This is a genomic window from Geothrix sp. 21YS21S-4, assembly GCF_030845995.1.
In the GTDB taxonomy this organism is placed as follows: Bacteria; Acidobacteriota; Holophagae; order Holophagales; family Holophagaceae; genus Geothrix.
The window spans coordinates 238,317-255,780 of sequence record NZ_CP132719.1 but is presented as its reverse complement, the minus strand read 5'-3'; the positions used below and the strand labels follow the sequence as shown (position 1 = coordinate 255,780).

The following is a 17,464-nucleotide window of genomic DNA, read 5'->3' as shown; positions in this document are numbered from 1 at the left end:
GTCTCCGGAAGATGCTCCAGGCTACCGTCTCCGGCCCTCCGGCCGCTTTCCGCTATCCTCAGAGCTTCCAGGTGCCCATGCGATTCACGGTCCGGCTCACCCAGTCCAACGGCGAAGTCCTCGTGCGGGACTTCGAGGCGGAGAACGCGGAGGCGCTCCGGGCGCGGGTTCTGGGAGAGGGCAGCTTTCCCCTGGAGATCACGCGCACGGACACGGCCTTCCGCAGCCGCGCCCAGCTCAAGACCGAATCCCTGGTCCTCTTCAACCAGGAGCTGCTCGCCCTGCTGAAGGCCGGCATCCCCCTGCTCCAGTCCCTGGAGCTGCTGGTGGGCCACGGCAAGGATCCCCAGCTCCGCCGCGCCCTCACGCAGGTGGTGGATCTGGTTCGCGAGGGCATGTCCTTTTCGGATGCCCTGGAGCAGGCGGGCTCCTTCCCGCCCGTCTACCGCAGCAACGTGGTGGCCGGCGAGCGGAGCGGTACCCTGCCGGACGTCCTGGGCCGCTGGCTGTCCTTCCAGAAGTTCGCCCAGGTGAGCCGCCGCCGCATCCTCGAAGCCCTGTTCTACCCGGCCTTCCTCGTGCTGGTGCTCGTGCTGGCCCTGGGCGTGATCTTCAATGTGGTGCTGCCGCGCTTCGCGGAGTTCTACGCCGGCGGAAACGTGGAGATGCCCATGTTCACGCAGGTCCTGCTGGGCATCGGCAAGGTGGTCAATTCCACCCTGTGGCTGCAGGGGCTCGTCCTCGTCGGCCTGGCGGTCCTCGCCCGGTGGATGGTGGCCTCCGAAGCGGGCCGCAAAATGGGGGAACGCCTTCTCCTGACCCTCCCCAAGATCGGCACCCTCTACCGCATGTACCATTCCAGCGTCTTCTCCCGGACACTGGGCGTGCTCCTCTCGGGCGGCCTGCCCGCCGTGCAGGCCCTGGAAGTGGTGCAGCGCACCAGTCCCAGTGAGCGGATGAAGGCCGGGCTGCTCACCGTCACCGACAAGGTCCGCGCGGGCAGCAGCCTGCACCTGGCGCTGGAACAGGCCAAGCTTCTGGATCCCCTCGCCGTCGAGATGGTGCGCGTGGGCGAGCAGAGCAGTGCCCTCCCCGAGATGCTCGACCACGTCGCCGACTTCTTCGACCAGGAAGTGGAAAAGGCCACCACCGCCGTGACCAGCCTCATCGGCCCCGTGCTGATCCTGTTCATGGGCGTCGTCGTCCTGACGCTCCTTCTCGCCATCTACGTGCCGCTGTTCAACGCCAGCAGCGCGGTGAAGTAGGGGGGCGATCCCTACCAACAGGCGATCAAGACCCAAGATTTTTCTTTTCACCACCAAGGCACCAAGAACTTCAAAAGAGCTTTTCTTAGTGCCTTTGTGTCTTGGTGGTGATCCTTATTCTTTGAATGCGAAGTGGGGCCACGCCCGGATCGCTACCGGTATTTCCGCTTCAGCCACTTCTGCGGATCCTGGGGCTGGGCCTGATGGCGGATCTCGAAGCCCAGGCGGGGGCCGTCCATGGTCCCGCCCACGGCGCCGAGGGGATCGCCGGCCCGCAGAATTTGGCCCTTCGCCACCTCCAGGCCCAGGAGGTGCGTGTAGAGGGTGAACCAGCCGCCGCCGTGGTCGAGGATCACGACGGGGCCGTAGCTCTGGTAGTAGTCGGCGAAGGCCACCTTGCCGTCGGCCACGGCCGCCACCGGAGCGCCCGCCTCCGCCGCCACCAGCAGGCCGCTCTGGACCGTGCGCGTGCGGAAGCGCGGGTGGAGGTGCTCGCCGAAGCTCTGCGCCAGGGTGCCCTCCACGGGCTGGGGCAGGTCGCCGCGGAGGTCCGCGAAGGCCACGGCCGCTTCGAAGGCCTCGCCCTTGGGCTTCCCGAGAAGGCCCGCCAGCAGCCGCTCCAGCTGTACGGCTTCTTCGGCCAGCTCGGCCTGGGCCTGCTTCTGGGCCGCTTCGTCCTTCTGGAGGCCGTCGAGGAATCCGCTGAGCTTGTCCTCCTGGACCTTCAGCGCCGCCTGGAGCTGGGCGGCCTCCCGCTCCTCGCCCGCCAGGCGGGCCAGGACTTCCTTCAGGGCCTTCTCCTTGACGCTGAGGTCGCCCTGGAGGCGGTGGATGCGCTCCAGCCGCCGGCGCTCCTGAAGGCGCCCCCAGGCGAGCATTCGGCCCCGCACCAGCCACGCTTCGAGATCATGGAACGAGGCGTAGAAGCCCAGCTCCCCCCAGGGGCCGAGGGCCTGGAGCCACCGCACCTGCTTGCGGAGGTCGCCCTGGAGCTGGAGCACCTCGCCCTGGATGCGGGTCTGCTCCCGGCTGATGACCTGGACCTCGCTCTGGGCCTGGTCCCGCCGCAGCCGCGCCCCTTCCACCTGGGCCTTGGCGCGGTCCCGCTGGAGCGAGATGCCCTGCATCTCCACCAGGACGCCCTTGCGGCGCTTCTTCAGCGCTTCGAGCTGCTGGTCCACCTGGCCCAGCCGTCCCTGAAGGGCCGCCAGCTGCCGCCGCAGCTCGGCGGGGTCCTGGCGGGACCCCGCCGGATCCTGGGCGCCCTGCGCCACGACGAGCGTAGGGAGGAGCGCCGGGAGAAGGAGGCCGAAGCCGCGCCGCATGGGCCTATTTCCGTCGCCCGCCCGCGGGAAGCAGCATGGCGAGGGCGCCCAGCACCAGCGGGCCTCCGATGGACAGCGGCAGCGCCAGCGGCGAGAAGGGATCCGACGGGAGCTGCGCCATGGGCAGCAGGCGCACCAGCACTTCGAGGGCCTTCACCTGGCCCGCGCTCCAGCCGAGGTCCTGGCCGAAATCCAGGAAAAAGCTGAGGCGCGGCCCCAGTTCGCGGAGGAGGAGCGTGAGCAGCAGCGCCAGGCCCGCGCTGGACTTCAGCAGCCGCGAGAGGAGCACCGCCCACAGGAGCATCTGGAGGCCCAGCAGCAGTCCATGCAGATCGGCGCGGAGCAGCTCCGCCGGCCACGCCTGGCCCAGCAGCCGCCAGCTCAGGGCCCACACGGGAATGAGCGCCACCTGCGACATGAACAGGCCGTGCGCGAAACCCAATCCCGTGCCCGCGAAGAAGCCCTTCAGCCGCTCGCCCCGGGCCGCGGCCGCCGTCCACTGGCTCACCGGAATGTAGGCGCCCAGCAGAACTACCAGGGACACGACCCAGTACATCGCGCTCTGGAGGTTGCCGAGGGCGTAGGCCCGCAGCGAGTCGGCGCCGAGGGGGACCATCGTCCCGAACACGATGAGCTGCGATCCGTCCTCGCCCTGCTGCCCGCGGACGCCCATGACGATGAGCCCCGTCAGGAACAGGCAGGCCAACGTCCAGCCGATGCGCAGCTTCGAACTTCCGAAACGGTCCATGGGGAGCTCCAGACGGATGAGGGACCAGTGTACAGGCTGGAAAGCCGGGAACACCGGTCAGCCGAGCGCCAGCAACCCCATCTCTTCATCGGCGATGAAACGAGCGATGTCCGAAACATGCGCCCGGAGCGCGGCCTCCAGGTGGGCCGTCGTGCAGTTCCCCAGCCGCAGCCAGAGGGCCTTGAGATGAAACCCGCGCAGAACCTGGAGATCCACGAAATCCGAGTCCTTGGTGACGATCATGCACTCCATCTGCCGGGCGGCCTCCCATATCTCTCCGTCGGAGGCGCTCGACAGGCCCAGATCGGCGACGTGGCGGATTCCGGGAAAAAAATCCTTCAAGCGCCCCGAAAGGCGGGAGGACAGATTCTGGTCCAGCAGCAGGTTCATGCGCCCAGTTGGAACTGCTGCCGCTCGCGATCCGCGGCGAGGGCAAGGGAGGCCCGGACATCCTCCTCAGTCAGCTCCGGAAAATCGGACAGCAGGTCGGCTGTACTCATTCCGGAAGACAGGTAGGACAGCACGTCGTAGACGGTGATCCGGAGGCCGCGGATGCAAGGCTTTCCTCCCCGCTTTCCGGGCTCCAGCGTGATGCGCTCCAGCAGGCTCCGATCCACGGCCTCTCTCCTGAACTTTCAGAGTAGGCCAAGCGTTTTCGGGGCGCCAATCTTACCAACTCAAAAAGGGAGGACTCTACCGCCCCCCCAGCAGCCGCTCCACGTGGGCCTTCACCTCGGCCAGGCGATCGGGCAGGACGGCGATGAACACGGTGTCGTCGCCGGCGAGGGTGCCCACCTGGCCGGGGACGGGCTCCGCGTCGAGGCGGAGACCGAGGGCCTGGGCGAAGCCGGGGGCGGTGCGGAGCACGAGGAGGTTGGGGGGGGCTTCGGCGACGGCGACGTCCCGAAGCACCGGCGCCATCTCCACGCGGCGGTAGCGGCCTTGTACCTTCTGGACGCCCAGGCGCTTCAATCGGCGGGACAGCGTGGACTGGGTCAGGTCGTGGCCCTCGGCGGCCAGCCGCGCCAAGAGGTCCGTCTGGTCGGCGATGGGATGGGCCTCCAGCAGGCGGAGGATGAGCGGATCCAGGTCCATGCATACATGCTGCATGAAAACGCATGCATGCGCAATCGGTCGCCGGAATGTTTCACGCAATATCCGAAATTATCGCTTGATTCGGGGATGCAGCACGCGCATATTATGCATTCCGTTTGTACAAATATGCATCCTCATGCACGCCATCCCAGGACTCCGATGACCGCCCTCCTGCCCGTTCCCGCCCTGCTGCCCACCTACGCGCCCTATCCCTTTCCCCTGGTCCGGGGCGAGGGCGACCGGGTGTTCGACGACCAGGGCCAGGCCTGGTGGGACTTCTACGGCGGGCACTGCGTCTGCGCCACCGGCCACAGCCATCCCGCCGTGGTGAAGGCCGTGGCGGACCAGGCCGCGTCCCTGCTGTTCTACTCCGCCGCCGCCGCGCTCCCGGTCCGGGACGCCGCCGCCGCGCGGATCACCGCCTTCGCCGGCATGGATTCCGTCTTCTTCTGCAACAGCGGCGCCGAGACCAACGAGAACGCCCTGAAGGTGGCGCTCCTGCTCACGGGCCGCGGGAAGCTGGCGGCCTTCGACGGCGGCTGGCACGGCCGGACGCTGCTGGCCCTGTCGGTCACGGACGACCCCAAGATCACCGCGCCCTTCGCGGCCCACCTCACGCCCTGCCTGCGCCTGCCCTTCGGCGATCTGGCCGCCCTCGCCGCCGCCGATTTCTCGGACGTGGCGGGCGTCATCCTGGAGCCCATCCAGAGCATGGCCGGGATCAAGACGGCCTCGCGCGAGTGGTTCCAGGCCCTGCGCGCCAAGTGCGACGCCAGCGGCACGCTGCTGATCTTCGACGAGATCCAGACGGGCATGGGCCGGATGGGCACGCCCTTCGCCGCCCAGTTCTACGGCGTGCGGCCCGACGTGATCACCTCCGCCAAGGGCCTCGCGTCCGGCGTGCCCATGGGGGCGCTCCTGATGACCGCGGCGGTGGCCGCGAAGCTGAAGGGCGGCGATCTGGGCAGCACCTTCGGCGGCGGTCCCCTGGCCTGTGCCGCGCTGCTGGCCACCGTGGACGTCCTTGAAGCCGAAGGCCTTCCCGCGAACGCCGCCGCCGCGGCCACGCGCCTCCGCCGGGAACTGGCGGGCTCCGCGGTGACGGAAGTCCTCGGCGAAGGCCTGCTGCTGGGCCTGCGCTGCGCCGACGCCCCCGCCCTCAAAAAGCACCTGCTCGCGCGCCGCTTCCTGGTGGGCGGGTCGGGCGATCCCACGGTGCTGCGCCTGATGCCGCCCCTCAACATCAGCGACGAAGCCCTCGCCGCCCTGATCGCCGCCATCCGCGCCTTCGCCCCGGAGTCGAAATGAAGCACTTCACCCGCATCTCCGACCTCGGCCCCGACGGCGTCCGGCGGATCCTGGCGCAGGCCGCGGCCTGGAAGCAGGAGCGGCCCGGCCCCATCTTCCGCGACCGCATCCTCGGCATGGTCTTCTTCAACCCCAGCCTCCGCACCCGCACCAGCTTCGAGGCGGCGATGCTCCGCCACGGCGGCCACGCCATCGTCCTGGAAGTGGGCGCCGGAACCTGGAAGCTGGAGGACCGGGACGGCGCCGTGATGGACCAGGACCGCGCCGAGCACGTGCGCGAAGGCGTGCCCGTCCTGGGCCGCTACGCGGACCTGCTCGCCGTGCGGACCTTCAGCGGCGGCCAGGGCGACGCGGTCGATGAGATCGATCCCGTGATCAGCGCCTTCCGCCGATTCTCCACGGTGCCCGTCCTCAGCATGGAGAGCGCCCGGGAGCACCCCCACCAGGGCCTGGCGGACCTGCTCACCGTGCAGGAGACCCACGGCACCACGAAGGTGCCCGTCACCCTCACCTGGGCGCCGCACATCAAGCCCCTGCCCAAGGCCGTGCCCAACTCCTTCCTGCTGACCGCCGCCGCCTGCGGCGCCGAGATCCGCGTGGCCCATCCCAAGGGCTACGAGCTGGCGCCCGAGGTCCGCGCGGAAGCCGAGGCCTACGCCGCCGCCACGGGCGGGAAGATCATCTACACGAACGACCAGGACGCCGCGCTGGAGGGCAGCGCCGCCGTCTACGCCAAAGCCTGGGGCCCGTCCACCGCCTCCGGAATCGAGGCCGCGCCCATGTCGGACTTCGGCGGCTGGATGCCCACCGCCGCGCACATGGCCAAGGCCGCCAAGGAAGCCGTCTTCCTCCACTGCCTGCCCGTGCGCCGCAACCTCGAGGTCCACGACAGCGTCCTCGACGGCCCCTGGAGCCGCGTGGTGGACGAGGCCGAGAACCGCTTCCACGTGCAGCGGGCCACGATCCACGACCTGCTCTCCCAGCTCTGACCTTCCGCCTTCCGCTCCGTCCGAGGTTCCCATGCCCCTGTCCCCCAATCCCTACGCCGCGCTCAAGGAAGCCTCCCGCTACGTCCGCCTGTTCCGCGGCAAGACGTTCGTGGTGAAGGTGGGCGGCGAGGTGATCTCCGAGCCCAAGATCCGGAAGGCCCTCTGCGAGCAGATCGCGCTGCTGTGGTCCTTCTCCATCCGCGTGGTGGTGGTGCACGGCGGCGGCGCGGAGCTGGACGCCGTCTGCCAGTCCATGGGCATCCCTGTGCAGAAGGTGGCGGGCCGCCGCATCACGAGCCCCGAGGTGCTGGACGCCGCCAAGATGGTCTTCGCGGGACAGGTCCACATGGACCTCCTCGCCGATCTGCAGGCGGCGGGCGTCCCGGCCGTGGGCCTCACGGGCGTGGATGCGGGCCTGCTGAAGGCTACCCGCCGCCCGCCGGTGCCCGTGGTGCCGGACGGCGCCACCGAGCCCCAGCTGGTGGATTTCGGGCTGGTGGGCGACATCGACAGCGTGGACCCCCACGTCCTCGCCCACCTGCTGGAGGGCGGATTCGTGCCCGTGGTGGCGCCCCTCTCCGGCGGCGAGGACGGCGCGATCTACAACACCAACGCCGACACCATCGCCGCCAGCCTGGCCTCGGCCCTGGGCGCCGAGAAGCTGTTCTTCCTGCTCTCCGTCCCGGGCCTCCTGAAGGACGTCGCGAAGCCCTCGTCCCTCATTCCCCACGCCACGCTGGAGGATCTCGCCGCCCTGGAGGCCAAGGGCGCCATCACCGGCGGGATGCGGCCCAAACTCACGGCCGTCAAGACCGCGCTCCAGAGCGGCGTGCCCAGCGCCCACCTGGTGAGCGGCCTCGCGCCGGACGCCCTGCTGGCGGAGATCTTCACCAACGAGGGCAGCGGCACCATGATTGGTGCGGGGATCGGCGCCGGAACGCCCGCCGCCGCGGGAGTCCAGTCATGACGCCCGCCGACCTGCTCACGCGGCTCGTGGGAACGCCCAGCGTCTCCGGCGAAGAGGGCCCCATCGCGGACTTCGTCCAGAACCTCGCCGCGTCGCGCGGATTCGACGTCCACCGCCAGGGACACAACCTCTGGTTCAGCTTCGGGAGCAAGGGCGGCGCTCGCCTGCTTCTCAACTCGCACCTCGACACCGTGCCGCCCTGCGCCGGCTGGGGCAGCGATCCGTTCACCCCCGTGTGGCACGGGACGCGGCTCCAGGGCCTGGGCGCCAACGACGCCAAGGGCTGCGCCGCCGCCATCCTGCTCGCCGCCTTCGACCTCGCGGGACAGGACCTGCCCGGGGAAGTCGTGGTGGCCCTCACCGCGGAAGAGGAGACCGGCGGCCAGGGCATCGCCACCATCCTGGACCAGCTCGGCCCGCTGGACGCGGCCGTGGTGGGCGAGCCCACGGGATTGCGGATCTGCGCGGCTCAGCGGGGGATGCTCCTGCTGAAGTGCACGGCCCGGGGCCAGAGCGGCCACGTCGCCAACGCCCAGATGCTGGGCGCCGAGAACGCCATCCACAAGGCCGCCCGCGACATCGCCCGGGTGGCGGCCATGGACTTCGCGCCGCACCCGCTGCTGGGCGCCCAGAAGGCGCAGGTCACCCAGATCAGCGGCGGCCTCCGGCGCAACCAGGTGCCCGACGCCTGCGAGTTCTTCGTGGACCTCCGCACCGGCCCCGACCAGGACCACGACGCCCTGGCCGCCGACTTCCGCGGCCTGCTGGAGAGCGAGGTCGTGGTCCACTCCGGCCGCTACCTCCCCAAGGGCACCGATCCCGCCCACCCCATCGTCCGCGCCGCGCTGCAGGCCGCGGGCAAGGCGGGTCCGGTGGGCTCCGGCACCACCTCGGATTGGGCCTTCCTGGGCGACCTGCCGGCGGTGAAGGCCGGCCCCGGCGACACCTTCCGCAGCCACCGTCCCGACGAGTACCTGACCCTGCCCGAACTCGACGCGGGCGCGGCCTTCTACGCCGCCCTCGTCCCCGCGTTCTTCAAGCTGCGCGCCGCCGCGGAGGCCCGATGAGACCCGAAGCCACCACGCTGTGGGCCAAGGATGTGCCCCTGGACGCGGCCATCCACCGCTTCACCGTGGGCGAGGATCCGGAGACGGACCTGGCGCTGCTGGCCTGGGACGCCCTGGGCAGCGCCGCCCACGCCCGCATGCTGGGAGCCGCGGGGCTGATTCCCGAAGCGGACGCCACCTCGCTGCTGCGGGGCTTGCGCCGCATCGCCAACCTCGCCAAGCAGGGCGCCTTCCCCATCCCGCCCCACCTGGAGGACGGCCACACCGCCATCGAGGCCGACCTCACCCGCAACCTGGGGCCCGTCGGCGGCCGGATCCACCTGGGCCGGTCGCGGAACGACCAGGTGATCCTCGCCCTGCGCCTCTACCTCCGGGACAAGCTGGTCCGCCTGGGCCTGCGGACGGCGGAGCTGGCCGAGGCCTTCCTCGCCTTCGCGCAGACCCATCGCGACACGCCCCTGCCGGGCTACACCCACCTTCGCCGCGCCATGCCCAGCACCTTCGGCCTGTGGGCCGCGGCCTTCGCCGAGGGGTTGCTGGAGGAACTGGAGGCGCTCCAGGGCGTCTACGGCCGCCTGGACCGGTGCCCTCTGGGCTCCGCGGCGGGCTTCGGCGTGCCGCTGCCCATCGACCGCGGGCTGACCGCCAGCCTGCTGGGCTTCTCGAAGGTCCAGCGCAGCCCCATCGACGTGCAGAACAGCCGGGGCCGCCACGAGGCCGCGGTGCTCCAGTGGGCAGCCTCCACGGGCGGCGTGCTGGAGAAGTTCCTGTGGGACGTGTCGCTCTACAGCACCGAGGAGTTCGGCTTCCTCGGGCTGCCCGACGCCTTCACCACGGGATCGAGCATCATGCCCCAGAAGAAGAATCCCGACGTGGTGGAGCTGGCCCGGGGCCGCTGCCGAGAGCTGCGCGGGGCCGCGGGCCTCGTCGAGCAGGTCGCGACGGGCCTGCCCTCCAGCTACCACCGGGACTTCCAGCTGCTGAAGAAGCCCCTCATCACCGCGCTCCGCAGCGCCGACGACCTGTTCGCCGTCCTGAAGCCGCTGGTGCCCGCGCTGGTGGTGAAGGCGGAGGCCGCCGCGGCCGCCTCCAGCGACGACCTCTACGCGGCTCACCAGGCCTACGTCCTCGTCCAGGAGGGCCTGCCCTTCCGCGAGGCCTACCGCAAGGTCGCGCAGCAGCTCCAGGAGGGCACCTTCGCCCCCGACCGCAAGGCCCTCACGGCCACTCACCTGGGCGGCGCGGGGAACCTGGCCCTGGATGACCTCGCCGCCGACCTCGCCGCCGCCCGCGGGTGGATCGAAGCCAGGCAGCGGACCCACGCCCAGGCGGAAGAGGCCCTGTGGGCGAACTGAACAGGAAGGTTCAAATCCCTTCTCCCTCGTTGATGAAAGGCCTCCCATGACCAAGCTCGCCGTTCTCGCCTTTTCGGGCGGCCTCGACACGTCGTTCTGCGTGCTCTACCTCAAGGAGCAGGGCTACGACGTGGCCACGGTCACCGTGAACACCGGCGGGTTCTCGCCGGAGGAGCTGGCCCGGATCGAGGCGGCCTCGCCCAAGCTGGGCGCGGTCTCCCACACCACCGTGGACGCCCGCGCAGGGCTCTTCCAGGGCTACCTGCGCTACCTCGTCTACGGGAACGTCCTGCGCGGGCAGATGTACCCGCTGTCCGTGTCCGCCGAGCGCGTGTGCCAGGCCCGGGCCGTCGCCGAGCTGGCGAAGGGACTGGACGCCGCCGCCATCGCCCACGGGTCCACGGGCGCCGGCAACGACCAGGTGCGCTTCGACGTGGCCTTCCGCGCCCTGGCGCCGGAGCTGGAGATCCTCACCCCCATCCGCGACCTGGCGCTGTCCCGCGCCGAGGAGATGGCCTACTGCGCCGAGCGCGGCGTGATCTTTCCCGAGAAGACGAAGGACTACTCCATCAACGAGGGCATGTGGGGCACCAGCGTGGGCGGTCGGGAGACGCTCGACCCCTGGACGACCCTGCCCGAGGCGGCCTTTCCCGGCGGCGCCCTCGGCAGCCTGCCCCCCAAGGGACTGGTGATCGGGTTCGACAAGGGCGTGCCCGTGTCCCTGGACGGCGAGGCACTGGATCCTGTGGCGCTGGTGCACCGGCTCAACGACCTCGGCCGGCCCTACGGCATCGGCCGCGGCGTGCATCTGGGCGACACCATCCTCGGCATCAAGGGCCGCGTGGGCTTCGAGGCCCCCGCCGCGCACCTGCTGATCGGCGCCCACCGGGAGCTGGAAAAGCTGGTGCTTAGCGGCAAGCAGCTCTTCTGGAAGGAGAGCCTCGGCAACCTCTACGGATCGCTGCTGCACGAAGGCCACTTCTTCGATCCCCTGGCCCGCGATCTGGAGGCCTTCCTAGAATCCAGCCAGGCCTGCGTCACCGGCGAAGTCCGCCTCACCCTGCACCCCCGCGCCTTCGTGGTGGAGGGCGTCCAGTCACCGCACTCCCTCATGGACCCCCGCATCGCCACCTACGGCGAAGCCAACAAGCTGTGGACCGGCGCCGAAGCGGCCGGCTTCGCGAAGGTCTTCGGGGTGCAGCAGGTGTTGACGCTCAAAGCAAAAAACAACTGATCACCACCAAGACGCCAAGGGCGCCAAGAACTGCAAAAGATCTTTAGTTCTTACTTGGTGCCTTGGTGGTGAATCCTTTCGAGGTTTCTATGCGCATTCACGTGGACAAGCTCGCCTCCGTCACCCGCAACCTGCGGCTGGGGCGGACGCTCACGCTCGGGTCGGAGATCCTGCTGGAGGAGGGCTCGGTCATCGCCGGCCGGATTCGCGGCGAGAAGAGCACCTACAACCAGCTGGAGGATCCCCACGGCCGGATGAGCACCCTGCACGACGGCGACATCGTGGTGGGTGCGCTGGGGCATCGCAACGCGCTGCAGGGCTACGAGGGCGTCATGCCGGCCTCGCTGAAGCCCGGCGACACCGTGAACCTGCTCAACATGGGCGGCGTGCTCGGGACCTGCCTGTCCCACAACCCCGACGTCGGCAAACCCTTCGAGCTGGAAGTCCTGGGCCAGGTGCAGGTCTTCCCGGAATTCCAGTCCCGCGCCGGCCAGCCCGCGCACGTCCGCATGGGCGCGCTCAAGGGCACGGGCCTGTCCGCCCACTGTCCCGTCATCTACATCGCGGGCACCTGCATGAACGCGGGCAAGACCGCCGCCGCCTGCGCCGTGGTCCGCCAGCTCAGCCGCGCGGGCTACCGCGTGGGCGCCTGCAAGCTGACGGGCGTCTCGCTCATGCGCGACGCGCTGGCCATGCGGGACTACGGGGCGGAGGTGGCGCTGGACTTCACCGACGCCGGGATCGTCTGCACGGACGCCGGCAGCGCCGCGGGCGTGTCGCGGATCATCTTCTCCGAGCTGGCGGCCCACGGCGTGGACGTCATCGTGGCCGAGACTGGCGACGGGATCATGGGCGAGTACGGCGTCCAGGCCATCCTCGCCGACGCCGAGCTGCGGGCCCTGGGCGGCGCGTTCATCCTGTGCGCCAACGACCCCGTGGGCGCCTCCGGCGGCGTGGCCCACCTCAAGACCGCCTTCGGCATCCAGACCGATCTGGTGGCCGGCCCCGCCACGGACAACCGCGTGGGCGAGCGCTTCGTCGCCACCCTCGGCCTCCCCGCCCGCAACGCCCGCGCCGATGCCGAAGCCCTCGGCAAGTTCGTGCTGGGCCTGGTCGAGCCCAAGATCTCGGCCAAGGTCTAGGGACTTTGTTTTGAAACTGCAGATGACGCAGATTGCGCAGATGAAAAGCCAAGGGAATTTTTTATCTGCGCCCTCTGCGTCATCTGCGGTTAAACCTTCCGTTCTTTCTTCGAGATGTCCATGACCTCAGTCGATGTCCTCATTCTCGGCGCCTCGGGCTACGGCGGGGGCGAACTACTGCGGTGGCTATCCATGCATCCGGCCGTCGCGTCGCTCCGCGGGACGGCGCGCAGCCATGCGGGCAAACCCTTCCACGCCCAGCATCCCCATCTCCGCGGGCTGGTGGAGGGAACCTTCGAAGCGACGCCGGACTGGGAGGCTCTGGCCGCGAGCGAACGGCCGGTCCTGTTTTCCGCCCTGCCCCACGGGGAATTCGGGAAGCTGTGGCCGGAACTGGAGGCGGCGTGGCCGGCGGGCTTGGCGGAACGCCTCACGATCATCGACCTGTCCGCGGATTTCCGCCTGGATCCGGCCTGGATCTACGGCCTGGTGGACTGGAAGCCCGAGCGCATGAAGGGGGCGACCCGCATCGCCAACCCCGGCTGCTTCGCCACGGCCCTCCATCTGGCGCTATTGCCCCTGGCGGAGTGGCGCCCCGCCTTCATCGCCGTTACCGCCGCCACGGGCTCGTCAGGCTCGGGCGCGGCGCCGTCGGACACCACCCACCACCCCACGCGGGCGGCGGACTTCCGCGCCTACAAGGTCCTCGGCCACCAGCACGAGGCGGAGGTGCTCCGCACCCTCGCTTCGGAGGGCTGGGAGGCTCCGCTGAGCTTCGTCCCCCAGAGCGCGCCCATGGTGCGGGGAATCTTCGCCACCGCGCAGTTTCCGCTGCCGGCGGGCATCGACGCGGCGGCCCTGCGCGCCCGCTATGAGGCGGCCTACGCGGATCGCTTCTTCGTGCGGATCGTGGACGGCAGCCCCCGGGTGGCGGCCACCACCGGCAGCGCCTTCGCGGATATCGCGGTGGCGGCGCGGGGAGGCCACGGGGCGGTGATGGTCGCCCTGGACAACCTGGGGAAGGGCATGGCCGCCCAGGCGGTCCAGAACCTCAACCTCGCCCTGGGCCTGCCGGAATGGACGGGGCTCAAGGCGGCGGGAAGCTGGCCGGGCTGATATTCTTCTCTGACCCGTAGGTCCTTTTATAGACAGCACTTCGGGCTATGGGATGATGGGGTCCCTTCCCCGGAGTCCCCATGAATCCTTCCCTTCTTACCCGCGAGGCCCTGGCCCAGTTCGCGGCGGACAGCCGCGGGGCGTTCGAGGCGGAGCTGAAGACCCTCGTGGAGATTCCCTCCATCAGCGCCGATCCGGCGGCGCTGGCCGACGTGCGGCGCTGCGCGGAGGCGGCGCGTTCCCTGTTCGAGCGGCACGGCGGCAAGGCCGAGCTGCTGGAGACCAGCGGCAATCCCTTCATCCACGGGTGGTTCGGCGAGGATCCCAGCCTGCCCACCATCACCGTCTACAACCACATGGACGTGCAGCCCGCCAACGAGCCCGAGTGGAAGGCCGATCCCTTCACGTTCGTGGTGGACGGCGACACCTACCGCGGCCGCGGAAGCACGGACGACAAGGGCCCGGCGGTCACGGCCTTCTTCGGCGCCCTGGCGGCCCGGCGCGCGGGCGTCCCCCTCAACATCCACTTCCTGTGGGAACTGGAGGAGGAGATCGGATCGCCCAGCTTCGAGGGCGGCCTCAACCGCCACAAGGCCCGCCTCAAGACCGACGCCATCGTGGTGAGCGACACGGTGTGGATCACCCGCGGCAAGCCCAGCACGCCCGCCGGACTGCGCGGCCTTAAGGGCTTCCGCCTGACGCTGGAGACCGCGGACCACGACCTGCACAGCGGCGTGGTGGGCGGCGCGGCGCGCAATCCCCTGGCGGAGCTGATCAAGGTGGTCGCCGCGATGATGGACGGCGAGACCGGCAAGGTGAAGGTCCCCGGCTTCTACGACGAGGTGGTGAAGCCCTCCAAGCAGGAACTGGAGGAGTGGGCCGCCGCGGGCTTCAGCGTGGACACCTTCAAGAAGGACCACATGATCACGGGGATGCGCACCGAGGATCCCGTCAAGGTCATGAAGCGCGTGTGGGGCCGGCCCACCATGGAAGTCCACGGCGTGGTCGGCGGCTACACGGGCCCCGGAATCAAGAGCGCCGTGCCCCCGCGGGCGGAAGTGAAGATGAGCTGCCGCCTGGTGCCGGACATGGACGAGCACAAGACCATCGCCCGCATCCGCGCCTTCGTGAACGAACACTTCCCCGACGTCCAGTTCCACGAGGAGCACGGCCTCGCGCCGTTCAAGGGCCACGTCACGGGACCCTACGCCGAAGCCATCAAGGACGCCTACGAGTTCGCCTTCCGGGCGCCCTGCTCCTTCACCCGCGAGGGCGGCAGCATCGGCGCCGTGAAGACCATGGAGGACATCCTGGGCTGCGAGGTCTATTTCCTCGGCCTCAGCCTCCCCAGCCACGGCTACCATGCCCCCAACGAGAACTACGACTGGGAGCAGGCCAGCGGCGGCATGGCCGCCTTCGCCCACTACTTCCAGACGGTGAGCGGGTTCAAGAAGTAGGAAGCCCCCCCTCCCCCTGCGGAGCGCCGGCCCCTGGCCGGCGCTCCTATATCAATTGAACCAATGGATTTGTATCAGGTGTTAAGAAATTACTAATTTATCTTAATTTTAGTTTTTGTGGACGCCCGTCCCCCTGCGCCCTAACCTACTAACCATCCCCTAATCGGATTATCAATTAGTAGGTATGCATGAAACTCCCCCACTCTCCGCCTCCCCTATCCGACCTCCTTTCATCCATTGGACCGGGAGATTTACCGAAGATCCTGGAGAGCCAGTCCGGCCCCCTCGTCCACGAGGCCTACCTCCACTGGGACGAACTCAGGCACCGGGAACCCCCTTCCGGCCTGGATCACGAAACCTGGTGGCTGGGCCTCCGGCTGGCCCGGCAGGCTCTCCTGAAGCCGCTCCCTCTGCTGGACAAGAAGGGGCAACCTTTCTTCTTCGGCTCCCCGGATCCAGTGCAGATCGACCTGCACCACATCGACCAGGATGCGGCCGGCGAGATCCAATCCGCCACCGAAACCACCCCCGCGAGCCGGGATCGGTACCTTCTGAAATCGGTCATTGAGGAGGCCATCACCTCCAGTCAGCTGGAAGGCGCTTCCACCACTCGAAAGGTCGCCGCCGAGATGCTCAGGTCCGGAAGGCCTCCGAAAGACCGCAGCGAGCGGATGATCTTCAACAACTTCCTGGCGATGCAAGCCATCCGAGACTTCAAGAACGAGTCGATGACCCCAGGCCGGCTGCTGGAGATCCACCGCATGATTTCGGAGCACACGCTGGACGACCCTGGGGATGTGGGCAGGTTCCGCCAGTCGAACGACATCCGCGTGGTGAACAACGACGACGGGACCATCCTCCATCAACCCCCCGATCACCGCGAACTCCCGCAGCGCCTGGAACGGCTATGCGCCTTCGCCAATGGCGACGAACACCAGCGCCCCTTCGTGCATCCGGTCCTTCGCGCCATCCTTCTGCATTTCATGGTCGGTTACGACCATCCCTTCGCGGATGGAAACGGCCGAACGGCCCGGGCGCTCTTCTACTGGTCCATGCTTCGAAGCGGCTATTGGCTGGCCGAGTTCATTTCCATCTCGCACATTCTCCGCAAGGCGCCGGCCCAGTACGGACGGGCCTACCTCTTCACCGAGACCGACGGAGGGGACACCACTTACTTCCTCATCCACCAGCTGACCACCATGCGGAAGGCCATCCAGAGCCTCCACGACCACCTCGCCCGCAAGGCGAAAGAGCAGCGAAGCATGGAGCGCCTCCTGGCGGAATCCCCCGTGCTGCGCGCCCGGCTCAACCATCGCCAGAAGGCGCTTCTCACCCATGCCCTCAAGCATCCCGGCACGGGCTACCGCATCGAGGACCACCAGCGGACCCACGCGGTGGTCTACCAGACGGCCCGGACGGATCTCCTCCAGCTGGCGGAACTGGGACTGCTGGAGAAGATCCGGGAAGGGCGGGCCTTCGTCTTCGTCGCGCTCGACGACCTGGCCGACCACATCTCCCATGTCGGGGGGCGGATCCCCTAGAACGTCCCCTGCACCAGCCCCCCATCCACCAGCAGGCTCTGGCCGGTGAGGTAGGAGGCGGGGGCGCTGCACAGGAAGGCGAGGACGGCGCCGGCTTCGGCCGGGTCGCCGATGCGCTTCGCGGGAATCGCGGCGGCCTGACGGGCGAAGTGGGCCTCCACGGTGATGCCCTCCGCGGCGGCCTTCACTTCGGCGAGGTGGTGCTGGCGATCGGTCATGATGTGGCCCGGCAGCAGGGCGTTGACGGTGACGCCGTCGGCGGCGGCTTCCATCGCCAGGGTGCGCGTGAGCCCGGACAGCCCCGCGCGCAGCGTGGAGCTGATGGTGAGCAGCGGGTAGGGCTGCTTCGCCACGAGGCTGGTGATGTGGACGATGCGGCCCCACTTCCGCGCCCGCATCCCCGGCAGGACGAGGCGCGACAGGCGCACCACGTTCATCAAGGTGGATTCCACGCCGTCGGCCCAGTCCGCGTCGGACAGGTCCCCGAAGGTCGCCGCCTTGGGACCGCCGGTGTTGGTGATCAGGATGTCCACGGGACCCAGCGCCGCCACGGTCTCGTCGTGCCAGCGGGCCAGATCCGCGGCGCTGGAGACGTCCGCGGCCACGGCCAGGGCCGGTACGCCGAGGCGCTCCAGCTCCGCCTTGGCCGCCGCCAGCGACTCGGCGCTCCGCCCGCAGACCGACACCGCGCAGCCCTCCGCCGCCAGGGCCAGGGCCCCGGCCTTCCCGATCCCCTTGGTGCCCGCGGCCACCATCGCCACCTTGCCCCGAATGCCCAGATCCATGTCGCCCTCCGGCCCCCAGGATAGGAGGATCCGCCGGTTGGTATGCTCGACGGGCACCTTCCTGGAGCCG

17 protein-coding genes are annotated in these 17,464 nt (G+C 69.3%); 11 read left to right on the top strand and 6 right to left on the bottom strand.

The window, feature by feature from the left end; translation table 11 throughout:
- The first annotated feature begins 77 nt into the window (after window positions 1-77).
- The gene (locus tag RAH39_RS01240; protein ID WP_306590983.1) at window positions 78-1,265 is read left to right on the top strand and encodes a type II secretion system F family protein; all 1,188 of its coding nucleotides are present in this window, start codon (window positions 78-80) and stop codon (window positions 1,263-1,265) included.
- Window positions 1,266-1,417: 152 nt separating this feature from the next.
- Here RAH39_RS01240 and RAH39_RS01235 read toward each other — a convergent pair whose 3' ends face one another.
- The 5 genes from RAH39_RS01235 to RAH39_RS01215 form a co-directional block, all read right to left on the bottom strand.
- On the bottom strand, window positions 1,418-2,590 hold the full coding sequence (locus tag RAH39_RS01235) for a murein hydrolase activator EnvC family protein (protein ID WP_306590982.1): 1,173 nt from the start codon (window positions 2,588-2,590) through the stop codon (window positions 1,418-1,420).
- Between the two features lie 4 nt (window positions 2,591-2,594).
- Complete coding sequence (locus RAH39_RS01230; RefSeq protein ID WP_306590981.1) at window positions 2,595-3,338, bottom strand: hypothetical protein; 744 nt, start codon at window positions 3,336-3,338, stop codon at window positions 2,595-2,597.
- A 57-nt stretch (window positions 3,339-3,395) separates the two neighbouring features.
- Window positions 3,396-3,728, bottom strand: a complete 333-nt coding sequence (locus RAH39_RS01225; protein WP_306590980.1) for a DUF5615 family PIN-like protein — start codon at window positions 3,726-3,728, stop codon at window positions 3,396-3,398.
- On the bottom strand, window positions 3,725-3,955 hold the full coding sequence (locus RAH39_RS01220) for a DUF433 domain-containing protein (protein ID WP_306590979.1): 231 nt from the start codon (window positions 3,953-3,955) through the stop codon (window positions 3,725-3,727). The genes RAH39_RS01225 and RAH39_RS01220 overlap by 4 nt, the downstream gene beginning before the upstream one ends.
- A gap of 76 nt (window positions 3,956-4,031) precedes the next feature.
- Window positions 4,032-4,433, bottom strand: coding sequence for an arginine repressor (locus tag RAH39_RS01215; protein WP_306590978.1), 402 nt, complete (start codon window positions 4,431-4,433; stop codon window positions 4,032-4,034).
- 159 nt (window positions 4,434-4,592) lie between these two features.
- Here RAH39_RS01215 and RAH39_RS01210 point away from each other — a divergent pair, with 159 nt between their 5' ends.
- From RAH39_RS01210 to RAH39_RS01165, 10 genes are all read left to right on the top strand, one after another.
- Window positions 4,593-5,741: an aspartate aminotransferase family protein gene (locus RAH39_RS01210; protein ID WP_306590977.1), complete on the top strand. Its 1,149-nt coding sequence runs from the start codon at window positions 4,593-4,595 to the stop codon at window positions 5,739-5,741.
- Window positions 5,738-6,730, top strand: a complete 993-nt coding sequence (locus RAH39_RS01205; RefSeq protein WP_306590975.1) for an N-acetylornithine carbamoyltransferase — start codon at window positions 5,738-5,740, stop codon at window positions 6,728-6,730. The genes RAH39_RS01210 and RAH39_RS01205 overlap by 4 nt, the downstream gene beginning before the upstream one ends.
- Window positions 6,731-6,761: 31 nt before the next feature.
- Window positions 6,762-7,697 carry an acetylglutamate kinase gene (gene argB / locus RAH39_RS01200; RefSeq protein WP_306590974.1) on the top strand — a complete coding sequence of 312 codons (936 nt, stop codon included), beginning with the start codon at window positions 6,762-6,764 and terminating at the stop codon, window positions 7,695-7,697.
- Window positions 7,694-8,764, top strand: coding sequence for a M20/M25/M40 family metallo-hydrolase (locus tag RAH39_RS01195; RefSeq protein WP_306590973.1), 1,071 nt, complete (start codon window positions 7,694-7,696; stop codon window positions 8,762-8,764). Before argB ends, RAH39_RS01195 begins: the two co-directional genes overlap by 4 nt.
- Complete coding sequence (gene argH / locus RAH39_RS01190; protein WP_306590972.1) at window positions 8,761-10,119, top strand: argininosuccinate lyase; 1,359 nt, start codon at window positions 8,761-8,763, stop codon at window positions 10,117-10,119. The genes RAH39_RS01195 and argH overlap by 4 nt, the downstream gene beginning before the upstream one ends.
- A gap of 46 nt (window positions 10,120-10,165) precedes the next feature.
- On the top strand, window positions 10,166-11,353 hold the full coding sequence (gene argG / locus RAH39_RS01185) for an argininosuccinate synthase (RefSeq protein WP_306590971.1): 1,188 nt from the start codon (window positions 10,166-10,168) through the stop codon (window positions 11,351-11,353).
- Window positions 11,354-11,442: 89 nt separating this feature from the next.
- Entirely contained in the window at window positions 11,443-12,495 is a 1,053-nt protein-coding gene (locus RAH39_RS01180) for a P-loop NTPase family protein (protein WP_306590970.1), read from the top strand.
- Window positions 12,496-12,615: 120 nt separating this feature from the next.
- Window positions 12,616-13,611 carry an N-acetyl-gamma-glutamyl-phosphate reductase gene (gene argC, locus RAH39_RS01175; protein ID WP_306590968.1) on the top strand — a complete coding sequence of 332 codons (996 nt, stop codon included), beginning with the start codon at window positions 12,616-12,618 and terminating at the stop codon, window positions 13,609-13,611.
- Between the two features lie 80 nt (window positions 13,612-13,691).
- The gene (locus RAH39_RS01170; protein ID WP_306590967.1) at window positions 13,692-15,068 is read left to right on the top strand and encodes a M20/M25/M40 family metallo-hydrolase; all 1,377 of its coding nucleotides are present in this window, start codon (window positions 13,692-13,694) and stop codon (window positions 15,066-15,068) included.
- Window positions 15,069-15,256: 188 nt separating this feature from the next.
- On the top strand, window positions 15,257-16,609 hold the full coding sequence (locus RAH39_RS01165; protein ID WP_306590966.1) for a Fic family protein: 1,353 nt from the start codon (window positions 15,257-15,259) through the stop codon (window positions 16,607-16,609).
- Here the strand turns inward: RAH39_RS01165 and RAH39_RS01160 are convergent.
- A complete protein-coding gene (locus RAH39_RS01160) occupies window positions 16,606-17,394 on the bottom strand; it encodes an SDR family oxidoreductase (RefSeq protein WP_306590964.1) in 789 nt (262 codons plus the stop codon). The genes RAH39_RS01165 and RAH39_RS01160 overlap by 4 nt on opposite strands.
- Window positions 17,395-17,464: the final 70 nt, after the last annotated feature.